Raw genomic sequence first — 19,529 nt, 5'->3', positions numbered from 1 at the left:
TCGGGCCCGGATGATCAAGCAATCTTTCCTTTCCCGCCTTGCCCCGCTATCAGGGGAGCAAGCAAAGGAGCGCGCCCATGTCGATGAACAGCTTTGGTCATGTTTTCCGTGTCACCACCTGGGGTGAAAGCCATGGGCCTGCGCTTGGGGCCACGGTGGATGGCTGCCCGCCGGGTGTGCCGCTTGAGGCCGGGATGCTGCAGGTCTGGCTGGACAAACGGCGTCCGGGACAGAACAAGCATACGACGCAGCGCAATGAACCTGATCAGGTGCGCATCCTGTCTGGTGTCTATGAGGGCAAGACCACCGGCACGCCGATCCAGTTGATGATCGAAAACACCGACCAGCGGTCGAAGGATTATGGCGAGATTGAAAAGACATTTCGCCCCGGCCACGCGGATATCACCTATCATCAGAAATACGGCATTCGTGATCCGCGCGGCGGGGGGCGGTCCTCGGCGCGCGAAACCGCGGCCCGTGTGGCGGCTGGCGGGGTGGCGCGCGAGGTGCTGAAGGCGCTGGTGCCAAGCATTGAGATCAAGGGATACATGACCCAGATGGGCGAGCTGCATCTGGACCGCGACAAGTTCGACTGGGATGCCATCGACGGCAATCCTTTCTGGCTGCCCGATGCAGACGCGGTGGCGGATTGGGAGAAATATCTGCTGCAGATTCGCAAGGACAATGACAGCGTCGGCGCCGCAGTTGAAGTGGTCGTGCGGGGCGCTCCTGCCGGGCTGGGCGCACCGGTTTACGGCAAGCTGGACACGGATCTGGCCGCCGCGATGATGTCGATCAATGCGGTGAAAGGTGTTGAGATTGGTGAAGGCATGGCTGCCGCCGCCCTTCGGGGCACCACCAATGCGGATGAGATCTTCATGGGGCCGGATGGGCCAGAATACAGCTCAAACCACGCGGGGGGCATTCTGGGCGGTATCTCGACCGGGCAGGACATTGTTGTGCGCTTTGCGGTGAAACCCACCAGTTCAATCCTCACCCCGCGCAAGTCGATCACCAAGACGGGGGAGCCGATCGAGGTAATCACCAAAGGTCGCCATGATCCCTGTGTGGGCATTCGTGCTGTGCCGGTTGGCGAAGCCATGGCCGCTTGCGTGGTGCTTGATCACCTGCTTCTGGATCGCGCGCAGACCGGGGGGCTGCGTGGCCCGATCGGCTGAAACCCTGCACGAGGCCCTTCGCGGCATCCTGTCCGATACCCTGACGGCAAATGGCCCAACCGATAGCGGGCATGACCTGGCCCATGCGGACCGGGTCTGGGCCAATGCGCAACAGATCGCTGCAGGTGAGCAACTGGCGCAACGTGACCAGCTGATGGCAGCCTGCTATCTGCATGACCTAGTGACCCTTCCCAAAAATGACCCGGAGCGCCACCGCGCCTCGACCCTGTCTGCCGAAGCGGCCGCCCCCTTGCTCATGGGATTGGATTTCTCGCCGCAGGAGGTTGCGGAAATCTGTCATGCCATAGCGGCGCACTCCTTTTCCGCCGGGATCCCCTGTGAAACAGCGCTGGCCCGCGTGGTGCAAGATGCGGATCGAATTGAAAGCCTGGGCGCCATTGGTCTGGCGCGCTGTTTTGCCGTTTCCGGCGCGCTGGGGCGTTCGCTGTTTCACCCGAGCGACCCGTTCGCAACAGATCGCACGCTGAACGACACCGCGTTCGCCCTGGATCATTTCCCCCAGAAACTTCTGAAACTGCCTGACCAGATGCAAACCGAAACCGGGCGCAAACTTGCCCGTCAACGCGCAGATATATTGCGGCGGTTCTTGCAGGATTTGGCTCAAGAACTCGGACAGCCCGCGCCGACCTGGTAACGGCCCCCCTTCTTCTTGGCAACAATACTCCGGGGTGAGCACGCAGTGCGAGGGGCAGCGCCCCTTACGTCGTGGCCGCTGCCAGTTCCATGGTGCCAGTTTATGTGGTGGGACGGTTCAGGTGATGTCGTGATGAGGCGGCGCTGAATTACGTCCGCGTGGGAGAATGTTGCGAAACTGAGGGGGCCGGGGGCTGTTGCTTTGACAGCTGCACCATCAGGATGCCGATTGTGATGATGCTCACGCCAAGAATATCAAGCCAGCCCAGTGCCTCGCCCAACAAGACCGCCGCCACTGCCACGCCAAAAAACGGGTTGAGAAAGTGGAACGTGGCGGCCTTGATCGCGCCAATCCGCGCCACAAGGGCAAACCAGACCAACGTGGCAAGAAGGCCGGGCACCAGCACCGTGTAGCTGAAGGCCGCGAACAGGCGCAGGCTGGGCGTGAAACTGGGGGTTTCAAGGAAGGCCGCAAAGACAAAAAGCACCGACGCCCCCACAAACATCTGCAGCCCGACAATCATCATCAGATTGCCCCCCGCACTGGCCTGACGCACCGAAAGCGTGGCCACGGTCAGCCCGGCGGCCGCGATGAAACAGAACCCGACACCCAGCAGATCCACCCCTCCTGACAGGCGTGCCCCCATGATCAGCGCCACCCCGACCACACCGGCCAAAAGGCCAAGTGCCGCCATTGGCCGCAGCCGGTCCCCAAGCAATGTCCAGCCCGCAAAGGCCACCATCAGCGGCATGGTGGAGGCGATGATCGCGGCCAGAGAGGCCTCAACCCATTGCATCGCCACAAAGTTCAGCCCCAGATACAGCGCGTTCTGGCAGACCCCAAACACCAGCACCGCTTTCCATTGCGAGCGGGACAGGCGCCAGTTCTGCCCCATCGCCTTGGCAATCCCCACACCAATCAGGCCGGATATGAAGAACCTGAGCGCAAGGGAATAGAGCGGGGGGGCGTCCGCCACGATGATCCGGGCAGAGGTGAAGGCCGACGACCACATGAGGGCAAACCCCAGCCCCATGAGAATTGCGCGAATGTCCATCTGCCGCTCCTGAATGCTGCGTTGGGTGGTGACACACCCTAGGCGGCGACGGGGAGGGTGGCAATGCGGGGTGAGGTTGAAATCCCTGCCCTGTCAGGTCAGCTACGCTTAATCGAATGGCGGCGAAAGAGCCGCCCATCCGTGACCGCCAGACCCAGGGCAATCACCGCAAACCCGGCAAAAGCCGAGCTGGGCAGACGCTCCCCCAGAAATGCCGCCCCAAGCCCGATGGCAAAAGGCGGGATCAGAAGCGTGACCAGCATCAGGTTGGCGGCGCCTGCACGCACCAGAATGGCGAAGTAGAGCACATAGGCCAGAGCGGTCGACAGGGCGGCCACCCCGATCAGTGCCCCCCATGTGGCGGGTCGCAAAGATAGGCTCGGCACCCCATCCACAATCAGCACCAGCGGACCCATCAGCACAACGGATCCGATCAACATGCCTGCGGCATTCATCAGGGGCGGTTGGCCTGCAAGGGTGACCTTGCCCCAGACGCTGGCAAAGGCATAAGAGAGCGCCGCCGCGATAATGGCGAGCTGGGCAAGATTGCTGGGATCCAGCCCGCTCAACACCCCCGGTCCCATGATCACCGCAACCCCCGCAAGACCAAGTGCTGCGCCAATCAGCTTGTTGGGGGTCAGCGGCTCATCCTTCAGCAAGATCCCGGCCACCACCGCGCCGAACATCGCTGTGGTGCCATTGAGGATCGAAGCCAGCCCGCTGTCAATCTGTTGCTGTCCCCAGAAAATCAGCGAAAAGGGAAGGGCGTTGTTCAAGGCCCCCATCACCAGATAGGCGCCCCAGATGCGCGGCGCACGCGGCAGGGGAATGTGGCGCAGGCGCAGGACACCCAAAAGGATTGGCACCGCCCAGACCACCCGATGCAGGGTGATTGTCAGGGGTGGCAGCTCTCGCAGTGCGATTTCGGCAAAGAAAAACGACCCGCCCCAGACAGCAGCGAGGGTCACCAGCATCACGGCGGCAGGCAGATCAAAACGGTTTGGCATGGCAGGTCCTTTGCAACGGTCACCACCTTTGCAATTTCGCCGCACGGATACGATCCGTTTCCTGCCCTTTTCGAAGCGGAGACAAAAAGAAAGGGCCGCCAGATGGCGACCCTTTCCGAATGTCTGGTCCATGAGACCGGTGAAGGCTTAGCCGTTCACGCTGTCTTTCAGAGCCTTGGCGATGGTCATTTTCACCACCTTGTCGGCTTCTTTTTGGATCTGCTCACCGGTGGCGGGGTTGCGCACGGTGCGGGCCGGACGTTCGCGGCAATAGATTTTGCCAACGCCCGGAAGGGTCACAGCGCCGCCGCCCGACACTTCTTTGGTGATGATGCCCACCATGGCGTCCAGAGCGGCGCCTGCGGTTTTCTTGTCAGCGCCCATTTCTTCAGCGAGAGCTGCAACCAGTTGGGTCTTGGTCATCGGTTTCGACATGTATTTACACTCCTCAATTGCCCATTACTTGGGCTTCATTGGGCGCATTTAACTGTATGTGACAGGGCGACACAACGATTTGTTGCAGGAAAAAAAGGGGAAATTCGCGGTTTTTTGGGTTTTTCCAGCTGGTCAAAGCTGAAGTTTTTTGTCTGGGGTCGGGTTTGGCCCTGCGGGTGTCGGATAAGCCCGCCATGCAACCATTGCGAGCTTACGTAGGGGAAATTGAGCGGGCGGGAGGGCCAATTTGCCAAACCCGCTCCGGCGTCGGGGCGGGTCGGAGGGCCGGAGGGTTTACAGGAAGGCGGTCTCCTCAAAACTGCGCAGCTTCCGGCTGTGGATCCGTTCCAGCGGCATATCGCGCAGGATCTCCATCGCCCGGATGCCGATCAAAAGGTGCCGTCCAACCTGATCCTTGTAGAAATCCGAGGCCATGCCGGGCAGTTTCAACTCACCATGCAGCGGTTTGTCCGACACACATAAAAGCGTGCCGTAAGGCACCCGGAACCGGAACCCGTTGGCGGCGATCGTGGCGCTTTCCATATCAAGGGCGATGGCGCGAGACTGGCTCAGGCGTTGCACCGGGCCGCGCTGGTCGCGCAGTTCCCAGTTGCGATTGTCCAGCGAGGCCACGGTGCCGGTGCGCATGATGCGTTTCAGCTCATACCCTTCCAACTCGGTGATCCCCGCCACGGCCTGTTCCAGCGCGATCTGGATTTCCGCCAGCGGCGGGATCGGCACCCAGATCGGCAGGTCCGCATCCAGCACCTTGTCTTCGCGCAAATAGGCATGGGCCAGCACGAAATCCCCCAACCGCTGCGAGTTGCGCAGCCCTGCGCAATGACCAACCATCAACCAGGCATGGGGGCGCAGCACCGCAATATGATCGGTGGCGGTTTTGGCATTGGAGGGGCCCACGCCGATATTGACCAGCGTGATCCCGGATCCGTCCGGCCGGGTCAGGTGATAACTGGGCATCTGCGGCAGTTTCGCCGGCACCGGCAGGTCCTCTTCCGGCCCGGTGATCCGGTGATAGCCGGGTCCCACAAACCCGCTATAGCCGCTGTCAGGATCGGCCAGCATCTTGCGCGCATAGGCTTCGAACTCTTCCACGTAGAACTGGTAGTTTGTGAACAGCACATGGTTCTGGAAATCTTCCGGCAGCGTGGCGGTGTAATGGCTGAGCCGGGCCAGGGAATAATCCACCCGCTGTGCGGTGAAAGGGGCCAGCGGGCCGGGTTGCCCCTCGTCCCGATTTGCGACCCCGTTCACGATGTCATCATTGGTGGTGTTCAGGTCCGGCACGTCAAACACGTCGCGCAGCGGGTATTCCATCGCGCCTTCCTGCGGGACCGAGATGTCGGGGTTGCGGGCCACAGCGAAATGGACCGGGATCGGGGTGTTGGAATAGCCGATTTCCACGGGCTGGCCGTGATTGGTCATGACCAGCCGGATCTGCTGCTCCAGATAATGGGCAAACAGGTCTGGCCGGGTGATCGAGGAAGCATAGGTGCCGGGCGCTGAGACATGGCCGAAACTCAGCCGTGTGTCGCGCTGGGCATGGCTGGTCGTGGTCAGCCGGATCTCGGGATAGAAGGCGCGAAACCGGCTGGCTGGTTTGGTCCCTGTGGCGTTATCCTCAAACGCCTGACACAGAAAGGCGCAGGAGGCATCGTAAAGCTCGGTCAGCCGCTCCACCGCCTTGCTGGCATCGGTGAAGACTTCGTGCTCACCGGTTTCGGGGGTGATGACCGGGATGGTCAGGTCGCTCATCGGCATCTTTTAGTCCTCAAACAATCCGGTCAGTTCAAACCGGTTCACATCCACCAGCCCCAGGTCGGATATCCGCAGCTCGGGGATCACCACCAGCGCCAGGAAGGAATGCTGGATTGACGCGTTATTGAGCGTGCAGCCGCAGGCCTCCATCGCCTTCACGATGCCCTGCGCCTTGACCGCGACCTCGGGCGCGGGGGCATCCGACATCAGTCCCGCCACCGGAAGTTCAACCAGTGCCAGTTCCTGCCCGTCCTTGTAAACACACATGCCGCCGCCCACCTGGGCCAACCGATTGGCCGCAAGCGCCATATCGTGGCGTGAGGTGCCGACGACAATCATGTGGTGGCTGTCATGGGCCACGGTTGAGGCCATCGCCATCTGTCCCCGGTATCCGAACCCGTTCACAAACCCGTTTTGCACCGCCCCCGTGCCCTTGTGCCGTTCCACCAGCGCGACCTGCGCCACATCCTGCAGCTCGTCCGGTTCAACACGGCCGTTGATCACCGCAAGATCGCGGGTCAGCGCCTTGGTCGGTGCCTGGTTTTCCACAATCCCGATCACCTTGGCGGTGACCGAGTTCTTGCCCTCAGGGGCGTCCACTACAAAATCCGCTTCGGTGATGTCGCGGCCCAGATGCATTGTCGCTTTCGCATGATTCGGCCAGTCGAGATGCGGACAGTCCACCTTGATCTCCCCTGCCTCCGCCACCACCTGTCCGCGGGCGATCACCCGGTTGATCGGCAGCTGGGTCAGGTCATCGGTGAAAATCACATCCGCGCGCCGTCCGGGTGTAATAGAGCCTAATTCACGCTCCAGCCCGAAATGCGTTGCGGTGTTGATCGTCGCCATCTGCAGCGCCACCAGCGGATCACAGCCATAGCTGATTGCATAGCGCAGCGCGCGGTTCATATGGCCTTCCTCAACCAATGTGCCGGAATGGCAATCATCGGTGCAGAGGATGAAATTGCGTGGATCAAGGCCCTGTTCGGTCACGGCGGTAATCTGCTTTTCCACGTCAAACCACGCGGAGCCCAGCCGCATCATCACCCGCATCCCCTGACGCGCCCGCGCAATAGCGTCCAGCTCACACGTGCCTTCGTGATCATCCGCCGGACCACCCGCCGCATAGGCGTGGAAATTGGGGCCCAGATCGGGGCTGGCGTAATGGCCGCCAATGGTCTTGCCCGCAGCCTGTGTCGCGGCCATTTCCGCCAGCATCTTGGGGTCGCTATTGATCACGCCGGGAAAGTTCATCATCTCCCCCAGCCCGATGATGCCGGGCCAGTTCATCGCCTCATGCACATCCTCGGGGGTGATTTCAAACCCGGTGGTCTCAAGTCCGGGGGCTGAGGGCGCACAGCTGGGCATTTGCGTGTAGATATTGACCGGCTGCAACAGCGCCTCATCATGCATCAAACGCACACCTTCCAGCCCCAGCACATTGGCAATCTCATGCGGGTCGACACACATCGTGGTGGTGCCGTGGGGAATGACGGCGCGGGCAAATTCAGCCGGGGTCAGCATTCCGCTTTCGATATGCATATGCCCGTCACACAGGCCCGGTATCAGGTATTGGCCATCGGCCTCGATCACCTCGGTGCTGTCGCCAATACAATGGCCCGCATCGGGGCCAACATAGGCAAACCGCCCTGCCTTGATCGCAATCTCCCAGTTGAGCACTTCGCGCGTGTGCACATTCACCACCTGCCCACCGGTGATCACCAGATCTGCTGGCGCCCGGCCTGCGGCCACCGCGATCAGGTCGGGGGCGCAGTCGGCCCAGGGTTTCAATTCAGGATGGCTGGAATTTTTCGTTGTTCTTTTCTCCATGAACCAATTGTCGACAAAAGCGATGTTAGCGCAACCCCAAATTTGGTGAAGCTTTTGTGACAAACGGGGCGGGAGGGGTTTAGCGATTGGATCTGATCTGACGCGGCGTGGTGCCGAATTCCGCCTTGAAGGCGCGTGTCATTGCGGATGCATCCTCATACCCGGCACGAATGGCCACTTCTGCAATTGGCAAATTCGTCTCTAACACGGCCTTTCGAGCCGAAATCAGCCGGATCCTGCGATAAATGGATGAGGGGCTTTCCCCCAGCTCCATGCGCATCCTCTGCTCCAACTCCCGCAACGAGCAGCCGGCGGTTCTGGCAATCATCGGCAGCGAAACAGGCGTTTCGATCGCCGCGCGCATGGCGGACAGTGCCCGGCCAACCACACGTGATTTGGCAAGAGGGGGCGCGACCGACGGCGCGGCCCCCGGTGCCATGAACAGCATCGCGACCTCAAGGCGAAGGGCCTGTCCGTGGCTGTCGCCGATGCGATCCAGCATGAGGTCAAATGCGGCCAATGCGCCTGTGCAGGTCAACCGTCCCCGGTCGCTGACATGACGGGCGCGGATGGCCTCCACGTCGGGAAAGCTTTCCTCGAACGCGGGCAGTTCTTCCCAGTGAATGGTCGCCTTGTGGCCGTTCAGCAGGCCCGCCTGTGCCAACAGCCACGCCCCGGTGTCGAACCCGGCCATCACCGGATAGCGCCGTGCCGCCGCAGCCAATGCCCGCGAGACCTTGGGCGTGGCATGATGGCGAAAATCGTAAGAGGGCAGCGCCACCAACAGGGTGCCGCGCATATCCGCCAGCGCCCCTTGCACGCTGACCTCCATCTCAGAAGAGGAGCGCACCGCCCGCCCATCCATGGACAGAAATCGCCAGGAATAGAGCCTTTTTCCGGCAAGAGTGTTTGCCGCACGCAGTGGTTCAACCGTGTTGGCAAGGCAAAGCGCCGAAAAGCGGTCAAACAAGAGCAGGTCCACAAATTCCACCATTTCGGCACACTCCGATCCAATGCTGCATGATTAACGGGTGAAATCTTCCTAACGTCAATCCGAAAAGACGCAGGATCAGCGGCGGCCTCGCGCCGCCCTCAACAAAGGAACACCCATGCATTTCGGATTGTCGGAAGAACAGGAGATGATCGTCTCCACCGTTCGCAGCTTTGTGGAAAACGAGATTTATCCGCATGAGGCGGAGGTTGAGCGCACCGGGCAGGTGCCCCATGAGCTGGGCGAGGAGATCAAACGGAAATGCATTGATCTGGGGTTTTACGCCTGCAATTTCCCGGAAGAGGTTGGCGGGGCGGGCTTGTCCCACCTCGATTTCACGCTGGTGGAACGCGAATTGGGCCGGGGCTCCATGGCGCTGACCCATTTCTTTGGCCGCCCGCAGAACATCCTGATGGCCTGTAATGAGGAGCAACGCGAACGTTACCTGCTGCCGGCGGTGCGCGGCGAACGCATGGATGCGCTGGCAATGACCGAACCGGATGCGGGGTCGGATGTACGCGGCATGAAATGCCAGGCCGTGCGTGATGGCGGTGACTGGGTGGTGAACGGGTCGAAACACTTCATCTCGGGGGCGGAACACGCCGATTTCTTCATTGTCTTCATCGCAACCGGTGTGGATGAAACACCAAAAGGCCCGAAAAAGCGGATCACCACCTTCCTTGTGGACCGCGGCACGCCGGGTTTTGAGGTGCGCGATGGCTACAATTCGGTCAGCCACAAGGGCTACAAAAACTACATCCTGACCTTCGATGATTGCCGCCTTCCGGATGCGCAGGTGCTGGGGGAGGTGGATGGCGGTTTCGCGGTGATGAACGAATGGCTCTACGCCACCCGCCTGACGGTTGCGGCCTTCTGTGTGGGGCGCGCGCGGCGCTGCTTTGATCATGCGCTGGCCTACTCGGCGGAACGCAAGCAATTTGGCCAGCCGATTGGCAAGTTTCAGGGCGTAGGGTTTCAGATTGCCGATATGATCACCGAGATCGACGCCGCGGATTGGTTGACCCTGTCTGCAGCCTGGCGCCTCGATCAGGGCCTGCCGTCGAACCGCGAGATCGCCTCGGCCAAGCTGTATGCGTCCGAGATGCTGGCGCGGGTCACCGACACCACGCTGCAGATCTTCGGTGGTATGGGCTTGATGGATGACTTCCCGATCGAACGGTTCTGGCGCGATGCACGGGTTGAGCGCATCTGGGACGGGACAAGTGAGATACAGCGGCATATCATTTCCCGAGATCTGCTGCGCCCGCTCGGAGCTTGACGGGCGCCCCAAACAAGGAGACCCGATATGTCCAATCCCGCCAGAAAACCCGCCGTGACCATCACCTATTGCACCGGTTGTAACTGGCTGCTGCGTGCCGGGTGGCTGGGGCAGGAGCTTTTACAGACCTTCTCAACCGACTTGGGCGGCGTAATGCTGATTCCCGGCGAAATGGGCGGTGTGTTCGAAGTGACGGTGGATGGCGCTGTGATCTGGGAGCGTAAACGTGATGGGGGCTTTCCCGAAGCGAAAGAGCTGAAGCAACGGGTGCGCGACCACATCGATCCTGAGCGTGACCTTGGACATATCGACCGAAACAGTGACGGCGCCTGACATGTGACCATCATCCGGTGGCAGCTGCGGCGCAGAATTTTCTTGCCTTCGGTGAGGATATTTTCAGCAAGAGGAAGACACGAATTGTTAACCATGCTCTGCCATTCTGAAGATGCGGCACAGGCGGGGACGCCGATGGCCGTGCAAGGGGAAGAGACATTGATCTCTTCACAGGGGGTTCTGGATAAGTTCCCCCTTTTCCTCTTGCCGATAAATATCCTCGCCGAAGGCAAAAATGCTGAGGGGAGACGGGGGCAATGACACGCAACCTCTCTCGTTTGTTGCAACCAAAATCCATTGTGGTGATCGGCGGTGGAGCTTGGTGTTCGGCCATTTTGGACCAGTGCCACAAAATGGGATTTTCCGGTGAAATCTGGCGGGTTCATCCCAAAGGCGGGGATGGGGTCTATGCGCGGATCGAGGATCTTCCCCATCCACCTGATGCAGCCTTCATTGGCATCAACCGCTTCGCCACGATTGAAGCTGTCGCAGCCTTGTCCGCAATGAAGGCCGGTGGGGCGGTATGTTTCGCCAGTGGGTTTTCCGAAGCCTTGGCAGAGGATGCCGAGGGGGCAGACCTTCAGAAAAAACTGTTATGTGCCGCCGGTGACATGCCGATTCTAGGCCCCAACTGCTATGGGTTTATCAATGCGTTGGATGGGGCGCTGTTGTGGCCAGACCAGCATGGGGCGGCTCGCGTTGAGCGGGGTGTGGCGATCCTGACCCAGAGTTCAAACATTTCGATCAACCTGACGATGCAATCCCGTGCCCTGCCGATTGCCTATATGGTCACGTGCGGGAACATGGCGCAGACCAGTCAGGCGCAGATAGCGACCGCCCTGCTGGATGATCCGCGTGTCACGGCCATCGGGGTGCATGTTGAGGGGTTCGGGGATCTGACCCATTGGGAAAAGTTGGCAACCAAGGCGCGGGCCAGGGGTGTGCGGATTGTTGCCTTGAAGGTCGGGCGCTCTGATCAGGCGCAGGCGGCCACCATCTCTCATACCGCGTCTCTGGCGGGCGGGGATGTGGGGGCGCAGACATTGCTCGACCGGCTGGGAATCGCCCGTCTGAACAGCCTGCCCGCGTTTCTTGAGACACTGAAGCTTTTGCATGTTTGCGGTGGATTAGAGACCAATACCATTGCGTCGATCAGCTGTTCCGGGGGGGAGGCGAGCCTGGCTGCAGACGCGGCGTTTGGACGGGATGTGGTCTTCCCGCCGCTCAATCCCCGCCAGCGTCAGGACCTGGCGGAGGCGCTGGGGCCGATGGTGGCACTTGCCAACCCGCTGGATTATCACACTTACATCTGGCGGGATCTGGAAAAAATGATCCAGGCATGGTCGGCGCTAGTGGATCCGCAGATCGCGTTGACAATGGTGATACTGGATATTCCACGGGCAGATCGTTGTGATCCATCTGATTGGGATGTCGCCCTAAGTGCCGCAGTAGAGACGCATAAGCGGTCTGGTGGCAGAGTGGCCGTTGTCTCAACCCTGCCGGAGTTGCTGCCTGAAGCGGCCTCGCATTGGTTGCTGAAAGAAGGGGTGGTTCCGATGCATGGCCTGGAAGAGGCGATGCTTGCGGTTGAGGCGGCTTCACGACCGCTGCCGTCGGTCGCGGCCCCTCTGTTGTTGCCGGGGGCAGAGCGGGCGGGGGAGGTTCTGAGTGAGGCCGAAGCCAAGGCCCGCCTGTCTGCCCATGGTGTGGCTGTTCCCAAATCTGCACGTGGCCGTGACACGGACGCGCTTGTGGAGGCTGTTGGGTTTCCTCTGGTCCTCAAGGGGGAAGGCATCGCCCATAAAACCGAAGCCGGTGCGGTGGCACTGGGGCTGAATTCTGCAAAAGAAGTCTCTAATGCAGCCAAAAACATGCCTTGTGATACATTCCTCGCGGAAGAGATGATCGAAGGGACGGTTGTGGAGATCCTGGTTGGCGTGACCCGAGATCCCGCGCATGGTTTTGTGCTGACGCTTGCGGCTGGCGGTGTCCTGACCGAGGTGATGCAGGACAGTTGCAGCGTATTGATCCCGGCGGCCCGCGAGAGTGTAAAACAGGCTCTAAACCGGCTGAAAATAGCCAAGGTGATTGCTGGATATCGTGGCAAACCCGGTGCCAGCCTGACCGCAATACTCGATGCGGTGATGGCGGTTCAGGAGTATGTGGTCGCACATTCCGACCGGATCGAAGAAGTGGAAATCAACCCGCTCCTCTGTACGCCTGACAGGGCGGTCGCGGCGGATGCGCTTATCAAGGAGGTGCGTGTAGATGGCACAGTTTGAAGATTTAACCGAAGGGCCGATCAGGACACGGCAAGAGGGGGCCGTGCTTGAGGTGACATTGGATCGCCCCAAAGCCAATGCGATCGACCTTGCGACCTCGCGTATCATGGGGGACGTGTTTGCAGGATTTCGTGATGACCCGGATCTGCGGGTGGCGATTTTGCGGGCGGAGGGGGAGAAGTTCTTTTGCCCCGGTTGGGATCTGAAGGCTGCCGCCGAAGGTGATGCGGTTGATGGCGATTACGGCGTTGGTGGCTTTGGCGGGTTGCAGGAGCTGCGCGACATGAACAAGCCGGTGATCGTTGCGGTGAATGGGATCTGTTGCGGGGGTGGGCTGGAACTGGCCATATCGGGTGATATGATCCTGGCCGCGGAGAGCGCGACCTTTGCCCTGCCGGAAATCAGGTCTGGCACGGTGGCGGATGCGGCGTCAGTGAAACTTCCCAAACGCATTCCTTACCATATCGCGATGGAGCTTCTGTTGACTGGTCGATGGTTCGACGCGGAAGAAGGGCATCGTTGGGGGTTGATCAATGAAGTTCTGCCAGCGGATCAATTGCTGGATCGCGCCTGGGAGCTGGCCCGGCTGCTCGCCTCTGGCCCGCCGCTGGTTTATGCCGCAATCAAAGAAGTTGTGCGGGATGCGGAGGACAGCAAGTTTCAGGATGCCATGAACCGGATCACTCAGCGCCAGCTTCGCACGGTGGATGTGCTTTACGGCAGTGAGGATCAGCTGGAGGGCGCGCGGGCTTTTGCGGAAAAACGGGATCCAGTCTGGAAGGGAAAATAGTCTCTAACCCGCATGTTAGAGACTGATATGCCAGTTTCCCGGGCATGTTTGAAGTGCCGGGTGCAAAGCGTCAGGTCATCGTATCTGGCGCGCGCCCCCTTTCCCTTACGCGCTCGCCTCGTTAAAGCGTAACCATGTTGCGTTGAAGCAGCGTGATGCGGAAACGCCGCGCAATATGTAGGGAGGGTGGGCGTTTCCAGTTATTGCTGTGATCCAACAATAACCGGAGACGCTTTCGATACGGGGCATGGAAAATTCATTGTTCATTTTCGGATATGGCTATTCGGCGCGGGCCTTGGCGCGTGTGCTGGAGCCGCAGGGATGGCGCGTGACGGGCACGTCGCGTGACGGGCAGGGGGGAACGATCCGCTGGCCCGGAGAAGACATTTCGGATGCGCTTGCCAATGCGACACATTTGTTGATTTCCGCAGGCCCGGATGCGGAGGGGGACCCGGCGCTGCGCGGCGCTGGGGCTGAAATTATTGCCAACGCGTCACGGCTGAAATGGGTGGGTTACCTGTCGACCACGGGGGTGTATGGCGACCATCAGGGCGGATGGGTGGACGAGGCGACGCCGCTGACCCCAGCCACCAGACGTGGGCAGATGCGGGTTGAGGCGGAAAGCGCCTGGCAAGAGGCGGCGCGGGAGCATGGTCTGCCGTTGCACATCTTCCGGTTGGCGGGGATCTATGGCCCCGGTCGCGGACCGTTTGCCAAGGTGCGCAATGGCACCGCCCGGCGGATCGTCAAGAAAAACCAGGTGTTTTCGCGCATCCATGTTGAGGATATCGCGCAGGTTCTGGCGGCCTCCATTGCCCGTCCCAATCCGGGGGCAATCTATAATGTCTGCGATGATATCGCGGCCCCACCTGAGGATGTTCTGGCCTATGCGGCAGAGTTGCTGGGCCTGCCCGTGCCAGCCCCGGAGGATTTTGAGACTGCTGACATGACCCCGATGGCGCGCAGTTTTTATGCGGAATCAAAACGGGTGCGCAATGATCGCATCAAAGAGGAGCTGGGGGTTGAGCTGCTTTACCCGGACTATCAGACGGGTCTGGCCGCGCTTTTGAACGCGGAAGGGGCAGACGGGGCGCTGTAAAGACCCCGGCTTGTCAGAAGTTCGACAGGGTTTCGACGGAGGTTAGGCGGGGGCGCTGCTAGGCGCGTTTTGCGTCGATCCGCGCGATGCCCAGCACGTCAAGCACTTTGGCTTCGATATCCTGCGCAGACAGGCCGGCTTCTTCATACATGCGGGCCGGGGATGCGTGGTCGATGAACGTGTCGGGCAGCACCATGGACCGGAATTTGAGGCCGGTGTCAAAGACGCCTTCGTCTGCGAGAAGCTGGGCCACATGGCTGCCAAAACCGCCCACGGCCCCTTCTTCGATGGTGATCAGCGCCTCGTGATCGGTTGCCAGTTGCAAGATCAGGTCATGGTCCAGCGGTTTGGCAAAACGTGCATCCGCGATGGTGGGGGTGATGCCTTTGGCGGACAGGGATTCGGCGGCTTTGCGCACCTCTTCCAGCCGGGTTCCAAAGGACAGGAGCGCCACGCGGGCGCCTTGTTGGATCAACCGGCCTTTCCCGATTTCCAGCACCTCACCTTTCTCGGGCAGTTCCACCCCCACACCTTCACCGCGCGGATAGCGGAATGCGGAGGGGCGGTCGTTGATGGCATGGGCGGTGGCGACCATGTGCATCAGCTCGGCCTCGTCGGCGGCGGCCATCACCACCATGTCGGGCAGGTTGGCCATGAAGGCGATGTCGAAGCTGCCGGCATGGGTGGCGCCATCGGCGCCCACCAGACCGGCGCGGTCAATGGCAAAGCGCACAGGCAGGCGTTGCACCGCCACATCATGCACGACCTGATCATAACCGCGTTGCAGGAAGGTGGAATACATTGCGCAGAACGGTTTCAACCCGCCCGCCGCCAGCGCGGCTGCAAAGGTGACCCCGTGCTGTTCGGCAATGCCCACGTCAAATGTGCGCGAGGGGTAGCGCTCGGCCATCAGGTTGAGCCCGGTCCCATCCGGCATTGCGGCGGTCACGGCGCAGACCTTGTCGTCCTCTCCTGCGAGATCCACCAGCGCCTTGCCAAAAACCGAGGTGTAGCTGGGCGCATTTGAAGGCGCCTTGTGCTGTTTGCCGGTGGGCACGTCGAACTTGGCGGTGGCATGTCCCCGGTCGCGGGCGGCCTCAGCCGGGCCATAGCCCTTGCCCTTCTTGGTGATCACATGGATCAGCATCGGCCCGGTGGCGCGGTCATGCACGGTGCGCAGGATCGACAGCAGGCTGTCCATGTCATGGCCGTCAATTGGTCCGACATAGGAAAAGCCCAGCTCTTCAAACAGGGTGCCGCCCACGGTCATGGTCTTGACCATTTCCTTGGCGCGACGTGCCCCTTCCTGGAACGGTTCGGGCAGCAGGCTCACGGCACCTTTGGCTGCGGCGCGCAGCTCCTGAAACGGTTCACCCGCGTAAAGGCGTGAGAGGTAGGAGGACAGCGCGCCCACCGGCGGGGCAATCGACATTTCATTGTCGTTGAGGATCACGAACATGCGCCGGTCCAGATGGCCCGCATTGTTCATCGCCTCAAACGCCATGCCGGCCGACATCGACCCGTCACCGATCACCGCAATTGCGTCACCGATCCCGTGTTCAGGAGCCCCCCCCAGATCACGGGCCACCGCAAAACCGAGTGCGGCAGAGATCGAGGTGGAGCTGTGCCCGGCGCCAAACGGGTCAAACGGGCTTTCCGACCGTTTGGTAAAGCCAGACAAACCGCCTTCGCTGCGCAAGGTGCGGATCCGGTCGCGCCGTCCGGTCAGGATCTTGTGCGGGTAACATTGATGCCCCACATCCCAGATCAGCCGGTCACGGGGCGTATCAAAGACCGCATGCAGCGCGACGGAGAGTTCAACCACCCCCAGACCGGCCCCCAGATGCCCGCCGGTTTCCGAGACCGCGGAAATGGTTTCCGCCCGCACCTCGTCGGCCAGTTGGCACAGCTCGCGATCCGACAGGGATTTCATGTCGGCGGGCCGCGCGATACGGTCGAGGATGGGGGTCTGCGGGCGCTGGGTCATGGTGCTGCCTTGGGCCTTGCGTGTAAATTCGAGCGGCGTATTGCCTACCTGTCGCGTTGGATAACGAAACGGGCGGCTTCTCGCAAGGTATCCGCCTTGTCACCATAGGGTGACAGCGCGTCACAAGCATCGTTGATAAGCGAGGTTGCGCGGGTCTTTGCCGCCTCAAGCCCGAGAAGGGACACAAACGTGGCCTTGCCCGCATCCGCGTCCTTGCCCACGGCCTTGCCGACGGCGGTGGCACAGCCTTCGACATCCAGCACATCGTCCCAGATCTGAAAGGCCAAACCCAAGGCGGTGGCGTAATCACTCATTGGCTTGGTGTCGGCCCCTGCCAAAATGGCCCCTGCCTCGGCGGACCAGCAAATGAGTGCCCCTGTTTTTCCGGCCTGCAGATGGGTGATTTCATCCAGCGTGAGCGGCGCCGGAGCGGTTTCCGCCGCAATATCCAGCGCCTGACCATGCACCATCCCCAATTGTCCGGCGGCAACCGAGAGCGAGCGGATCAGCGCAATGCGCGCATCGCCATTGTCGCCTGCGACGGCCCCATGGGTCAAAAGCTCAAACGCGAGGGTCTGAAGCGCGTCACCCACCAGAACCGCCGTCGCTTCGTCCCATTTCCTGTGCACCGTGGGAAGGCCCCGGCGCAGATCATCGTCATCCATGCAGGGCATGTCATCATGGACCAGCGAATAGGCATGCACCGCCTCGATCGCGGCGGCCGCCCAGACCGAACGGTCATCCGGCACCCCATGCAGATGGGCGCTTTCCATCACCAGAAAGCCACGCAACCCTTTGCCGCCGCCGGTAGCGTATTTCATCGGCTCGGCCAGTGCGCCCTTGTTGCTGATCTCGCCATGCAGACAGCTCCGCGCGGCCCGCGACGTGGCCTCTAGACGGGAGAGAAACATTTACGCCCCTTCAACCGGGGTCAGCCCGGCCGGGGCACCATTGGCATCCAGCGTGATCGCGGCCACTTTTTCTTCGGCTTCCTTGAGCTTGGTTTCGCACCGCGCCTTCAGCTCTGCCCCGCGTTCATAAAGCGCAATGGAGGCGTCCAGCGCCACATCCCCGCGTTCAAGCTGGCTGACCACGCCTTCCAGCTCGCGCATCGCTTCTTCGAAACTCATCTCTGCCACAGGTTTCATTCCCGAGGTGTCGCTCATCTGCCGCGCTCCATCATCACGTCAATATAGGCGCTGACACTTTCACCCAGCGCGTCGAGATCATAGCCCCCTTCCAGCGAAGACACCACCCGGCCCGCGCAGGTTTCATCCGCCAGATCGCAGATCCGGCGCGCAAGCCAGGCAAAGTCGTCAGTGGACCAGTTCAGCCCGGCCAGCGGATCGGCCCGGTGGGCGTCAAACCCGGCTGAGACAAGGATCAGCTCGGGCTGATAACGGCGAAGGGCCGTGTCGATCACCCGATCCCAGGTGGCGCGCATTTTCACGCCGCCGGACCCGCTTTCAAGCGGCTTGTTCAGGATCTGGCCGTGGGCACCCTGTTCGTTGCGGCCCCCGGATCCGGGGTAAAGTGGCATCTGGTGGCTGGATACGAACAGCACCCGGTCTTCGCTCCACAAGACATCCTGCGTGCCATTGCCGTGATGCACGTCGAAATCCAGAACGGCGATACGTGAAAGCCCGTGTGTGTCCGCCGCATAGCGTGCTGCGATGCCGATGGTCGAGAACAGGCAGAACCCCATCGGTGTTTCGGTTTCTGCGTGGTGGCCGGGCGGGCGGCAGGCAACAAAGGCGTTTTGAGCCTCGCCCCCGATCACCGCATCAACCGCTGCCAGATTGCCACCAATCGCGCGCATTGCAGCCTCCAGTGAACCGGGCGCCAGAAAGGTGTCGCCGTCAAGCTGCGCCCACCCCTCCTGCGGTTCCGCCGCCGCGATCCGCTCATAATGCGCGCGCGGGTGACACAGCTCGACCATGTCTGGTGTCGCCATCGGGGCGTCGCGCCGGTCAAGCATGTCATATTGCGGGGCCGACAGGGCGCTTTCAATCGCCGCAAGTCGCGCCACCTGCTCCGGATGGCCGGGGGGCGTGACATGATCATGGCATCGGGGGTGGGTGTAGAAAACTGTTGTCATAATAAGACGCTAAAGCGTTTTGGGCTAAACTGGAAACACATGTTTGTTTCGAAATGCCCATGACATTGATATCTCTTCCGACGCTTTCCTACCTCAGGTTGACGCCGAAATGCTTTAGGTAGGGTTCCCGCATTTTTAAGGAGATTTCCATGCGTGTTCTTTTCCCATTGCTTCTGGTTGCCGCCCCCGCCTTTGCCGAAGATCCGTTTCCGCTCCATATCAAGGGGGATTTCACCGGAGATGGCGTGGCTGACAGTGCCGAAATCACCGAGCCTGAAATGGGTGAAGGGACACTTCACCTGACCCTTAGCAATGGTGCGCCGGTTGTCCGGCCAAATCTGGTCTGGATCGGTGGGTTCGGGCAGGAACCATGGCTGGATATCACCCCGGCGGGGTCGCTGGAGGTCATCTCCCAAAACAGCTCAATCGGTCGCAATCGGTGGGAACAGACACTGACGCTTGCGTTTCGAAATGGGCAGATGCGGGTGGCTGGCTATTCCTTTTTCTGGCGTGACACATTGAACCTCGACGATATCGGGTTTTGTGATCTGAACCTGCTGACCGGAAAGGGAGCGGTCCATCTTGGTCAGGACGAAAACCCCACGGCCATTCGCGTGACGACCAAAGCGCTGCCGATTGCAGACTGGCCCGCTGAGATGCCCGCCGAATGCGCGGCGTATTACAACTGATCCCGCTTTTTTCTTGCTCTAAATACCTTGCGGGGGTCTGGGGGTG

At 60.9% G+C, this 19,529-nt stretch carries 18 protein-coding genes; 8 read left to right on the top strand and 10 right to left on the bottom strand.

All coding sequences use genetic code 11. The features are described 5' to 3' along the window. Nucleotides 1-77 precede the first annotated feature (77 nt). Both aroC and XMD517_RS09725 read left to right on the top strand, forming a co-directional pair. The gene (gene aroC / locus XMD517_RS09730) at nt 78-1,178 is read left to right on the top strand and encodes a chorismate synthase (protein WP_173486110.1); all 1,101 of its coding nucleotides are present in this window, start codon (nt 78-80) and stop codon (nt 1,176-1,178) included. Beyond that, the gene (locus tag XMD517_RS09725) at nt 1,162-1,833 is read left to right on the top strand and encodes an HD domain-containing protein (protein ID WP_368493328.1); all 672 of its coding nucleotides are present in this window, start codon (nt 1,162-1,164) and stop codon (nt 1,831-1,833) included. Before aroC ends, XMD517_RS09725 begins: the two co-directional genes overlap by 17 nt. A 148-nt stretch (nt 1,834-1,981) precedes the next feature. Here the strand turns inward: XMD517_RS09725 and XMD517_RS09720 are convergent, their stop codons facing one another. The 6 genes from XMD517_RS09720 to XMD517_RS09695 all read right to left on the bottom strand — a co-directional run bounded on the left by XMD517_RS09720 (nt 1,982) and on the right by XMD517_RS09695 (nt 8,929). Then, complete coding sequence (locus XMD517_RS09720; protein ID WP_173486109.1) at nt 1,982-2,887, bottom strand: DMT family transporter; 906 nt, start codon at nt 2,885-2,887, stop codon at nt 1,982-1,984. A 98-nt stretch (nt 2,888-2,985) separates the two neighbouring features. Beyond that, entirely contained in the window at nt 2,986-3,894 is a 909-nt protein-coding gene (locus XMD517_RS09715; RefSeq protein WP_254449660.1) for a DMT family transporter, read from the bottom strand. Between the two features lie 147 nt (nt 3,895-4,041). After that, entirely contained in the window at nt 4,042-4,329 is a 288-nt protein-coding gene (locus XMD517_RS09710; RefSeq protein WP_055187272.1) for an HU family DNA-binding protein, read from the bottom strand. 294 nt (nt 4,330-4,623) lie between these two features. Next, the gene (locus XMD517_RS09705) at nt 4,624-6,102 is read right to left on the bottom strand and encodes an AMP nucleosidase (RefSeq protein WP_173486352.1); all 1,479 of its coding nucleotides are present in this window, start codon (nt 6,100-6,102) and stop codon (nt 4,624-4,626) included. 9 nt (nt 6,103-6,111) lie between these two features. Then, nucleotides 6,112-7,935 carry an adenine deaminase gene (ade, locus tag XMD517_RS09700; protein WP_173486108.1) on the bottom strand — a complete coding sequence of 608 codons (1,824 nt, stop codon included), beginning with the start codon at nt 7,933-7,935 and terminating at the stop codon, nt 6,112-6,114. A 79-nt stretch (nt 7,936-8,014) separates the two neighbouring features. Further along, nucleotides 8,015-8,929, bottom strand: a complete 915-nt coding sequence (locus XMD517_RS09695; protein WP_173486107.1) for a GlxA family transcriptional regulator — start codon at nt 8,927-8,929, stop codon at nt 8,015-8,017. Nucleotides 8,930-9,044: 115 nt separating this feature from the next. Between XMD517_RS09695 and XMD517_RS09690 the strand changes: the two genes are divergently transcribed. The 5 genes from XMD517_RS09690 (at nt 9,045) to XMD517_RS09670 (ending at nt 14,709) form a co-directional block, all read left to right on the top strand. After that, a complete protein-coding gene (locus XMD517_RS09690; protein ID WP_173486106.1) occupies nt 9,045-10,205 on the top strand; it encodes an acyl-CoA dehydrogenase family protein in 1,161 nt (386 codons plus the stop codon). A gap of 27 nt (nt 10,206-10,232) precedes the next feature. Next, on the top strand, nt 10,233-10,538 hold the full coding sequence (locus XMD517_RS09685) for a SelT/SelW/SelH family protein (protein ID WP_173486105.1): 306 nt from the start codon (nt 10,233-10,235) through the stop codon (nt 10,536-10,538). Nucleotides 10,539-10,795: 257 nt separating this feature from the next. Beyond that, the gene (locus XMD517_RS09680; protein WP_173486103.1) at nt 10,796-12,820 is read left to right on the top strand and encodes an acetate--CoA ligase family protein; all 2,025 of its coding nucleotides are present in this window, start codon (nt 10,796-10,798) and stop codon (nt 12,818-12,820) included. Beyond that, nucleotides 12,807-13,610 carry a carnitinyl-CoA dehydratase gene (locus XMD517_RS09675; RefSeq protein ID WP_173486102.1) on the top strand — a complete coding sequence of 268 codons (804 nt, stop codon included), beginning with the start codon at nt 12,807-12,809 and terminating at the stop codon, nt 13,608-13,610. Before XMD517_RS09680 ends, XMD517_RS09675 begins: the two co-directional genes overlap by 14 nt. A gap of 247 nt (nt 13,611-13,857) precedes the next feature. Continuing rightward, nucleotides 13,858-14,709, top strand: coding sequence for an SDR family oxidoreductase (locus XMD517_RS09670; protein WP_173486101.1), 852 nt, complete (start codon nt 13,858-13,860; stop codon nt 14,707-14,709). 58 nt (nt 14,710-14,767) lie between these two features. Here the strand turns inward: XMD517_RS09670 and dxs are convergent, their stop codons facing one another. From dxs to XMD517_RS09650, 4 genes are read right to left on the bottom strand one after another with little or no spacing between them, the layout of a single operon-like run. Beyond that, nucleotides 14,768-16,696, bottom strand: coding sequence for a 1-deoxy-D-xylulose-5-phosphate synthase (gene dxs, locus XMD517_RS09665; RefSeq protein WP_173486100.1), 1,929 nt, complete (start codon nt 16,694-16,696; stop codon nt 14,768-14,770). A gap of 44 nt (nt 16,697-16,740) precedes the next feature. After that, entirely contained in the window at nt 16,741-17,607 is an 867-nt protein-coding gene (locus XMD517_RS09660; RefSeq protein ID WP_173486099.1) for a polyprenyl synthetase family protein, read from the bottom strand. After that, a complete protein-coding gene (locus XMD517_RS09655) occupies nt 17,608-17,862 on the bottom strand; it encodes an exodeoxyribonuclease VII small subunit (RefSeq protein ID WP_055187282.1) in 255 nt (84 codons plus the stop codon). Beyond that, nucleotides 17,859-18,794 (bottom strand): histone deacetylase family protein, encoded by a 936-nt coding sequence (locus XMD517_RS09650; protein WP_173486098.1) that lies wholly within the window; start codon nt 18,792-18,794, stop codon nt 17,859-17,861. Before XMD517_RS09650 ends, XMD517_RS09655 begins: the two co-directional genes overlap by 4 nt. 149 nt (nt 18,795-18,943) lie before the next feature. Between XMD517_RS09650 and XMD517_RS09645 the strand changes: the two genes are divergently transcribed. Continuing rightward, nucleotides 18,944-19,483 carry a hypothetical protein gene (locus XMD517_RS09645; protein WP_173486097.1) on the top strand — a complete coding sequence of 180 codons (540 nt, stop codon included), beginning with the start codon at nt 18,944-18,946 and terminating at the stop codon, nt 19,481-19,483. Nucleotides 19,484-19,529: the final 46 nt, after the last annotated feature.

The organism is Aliiroseovarius sp. xm-d-517, assembly GCF_013283135.1.
Taxonomy (GTDB): Bacteria; Pseudomonadota; Alphaproteobacteria; order Rhodobacterales; family Rhodobacteraceae; genus Aliiroseovarius; species Aliiroseovarius crassostreae.
Note: the sequence above shows the minus strand (reverse complement) of the source record. Positions and strands in the feature narration are given on the sequence as shown.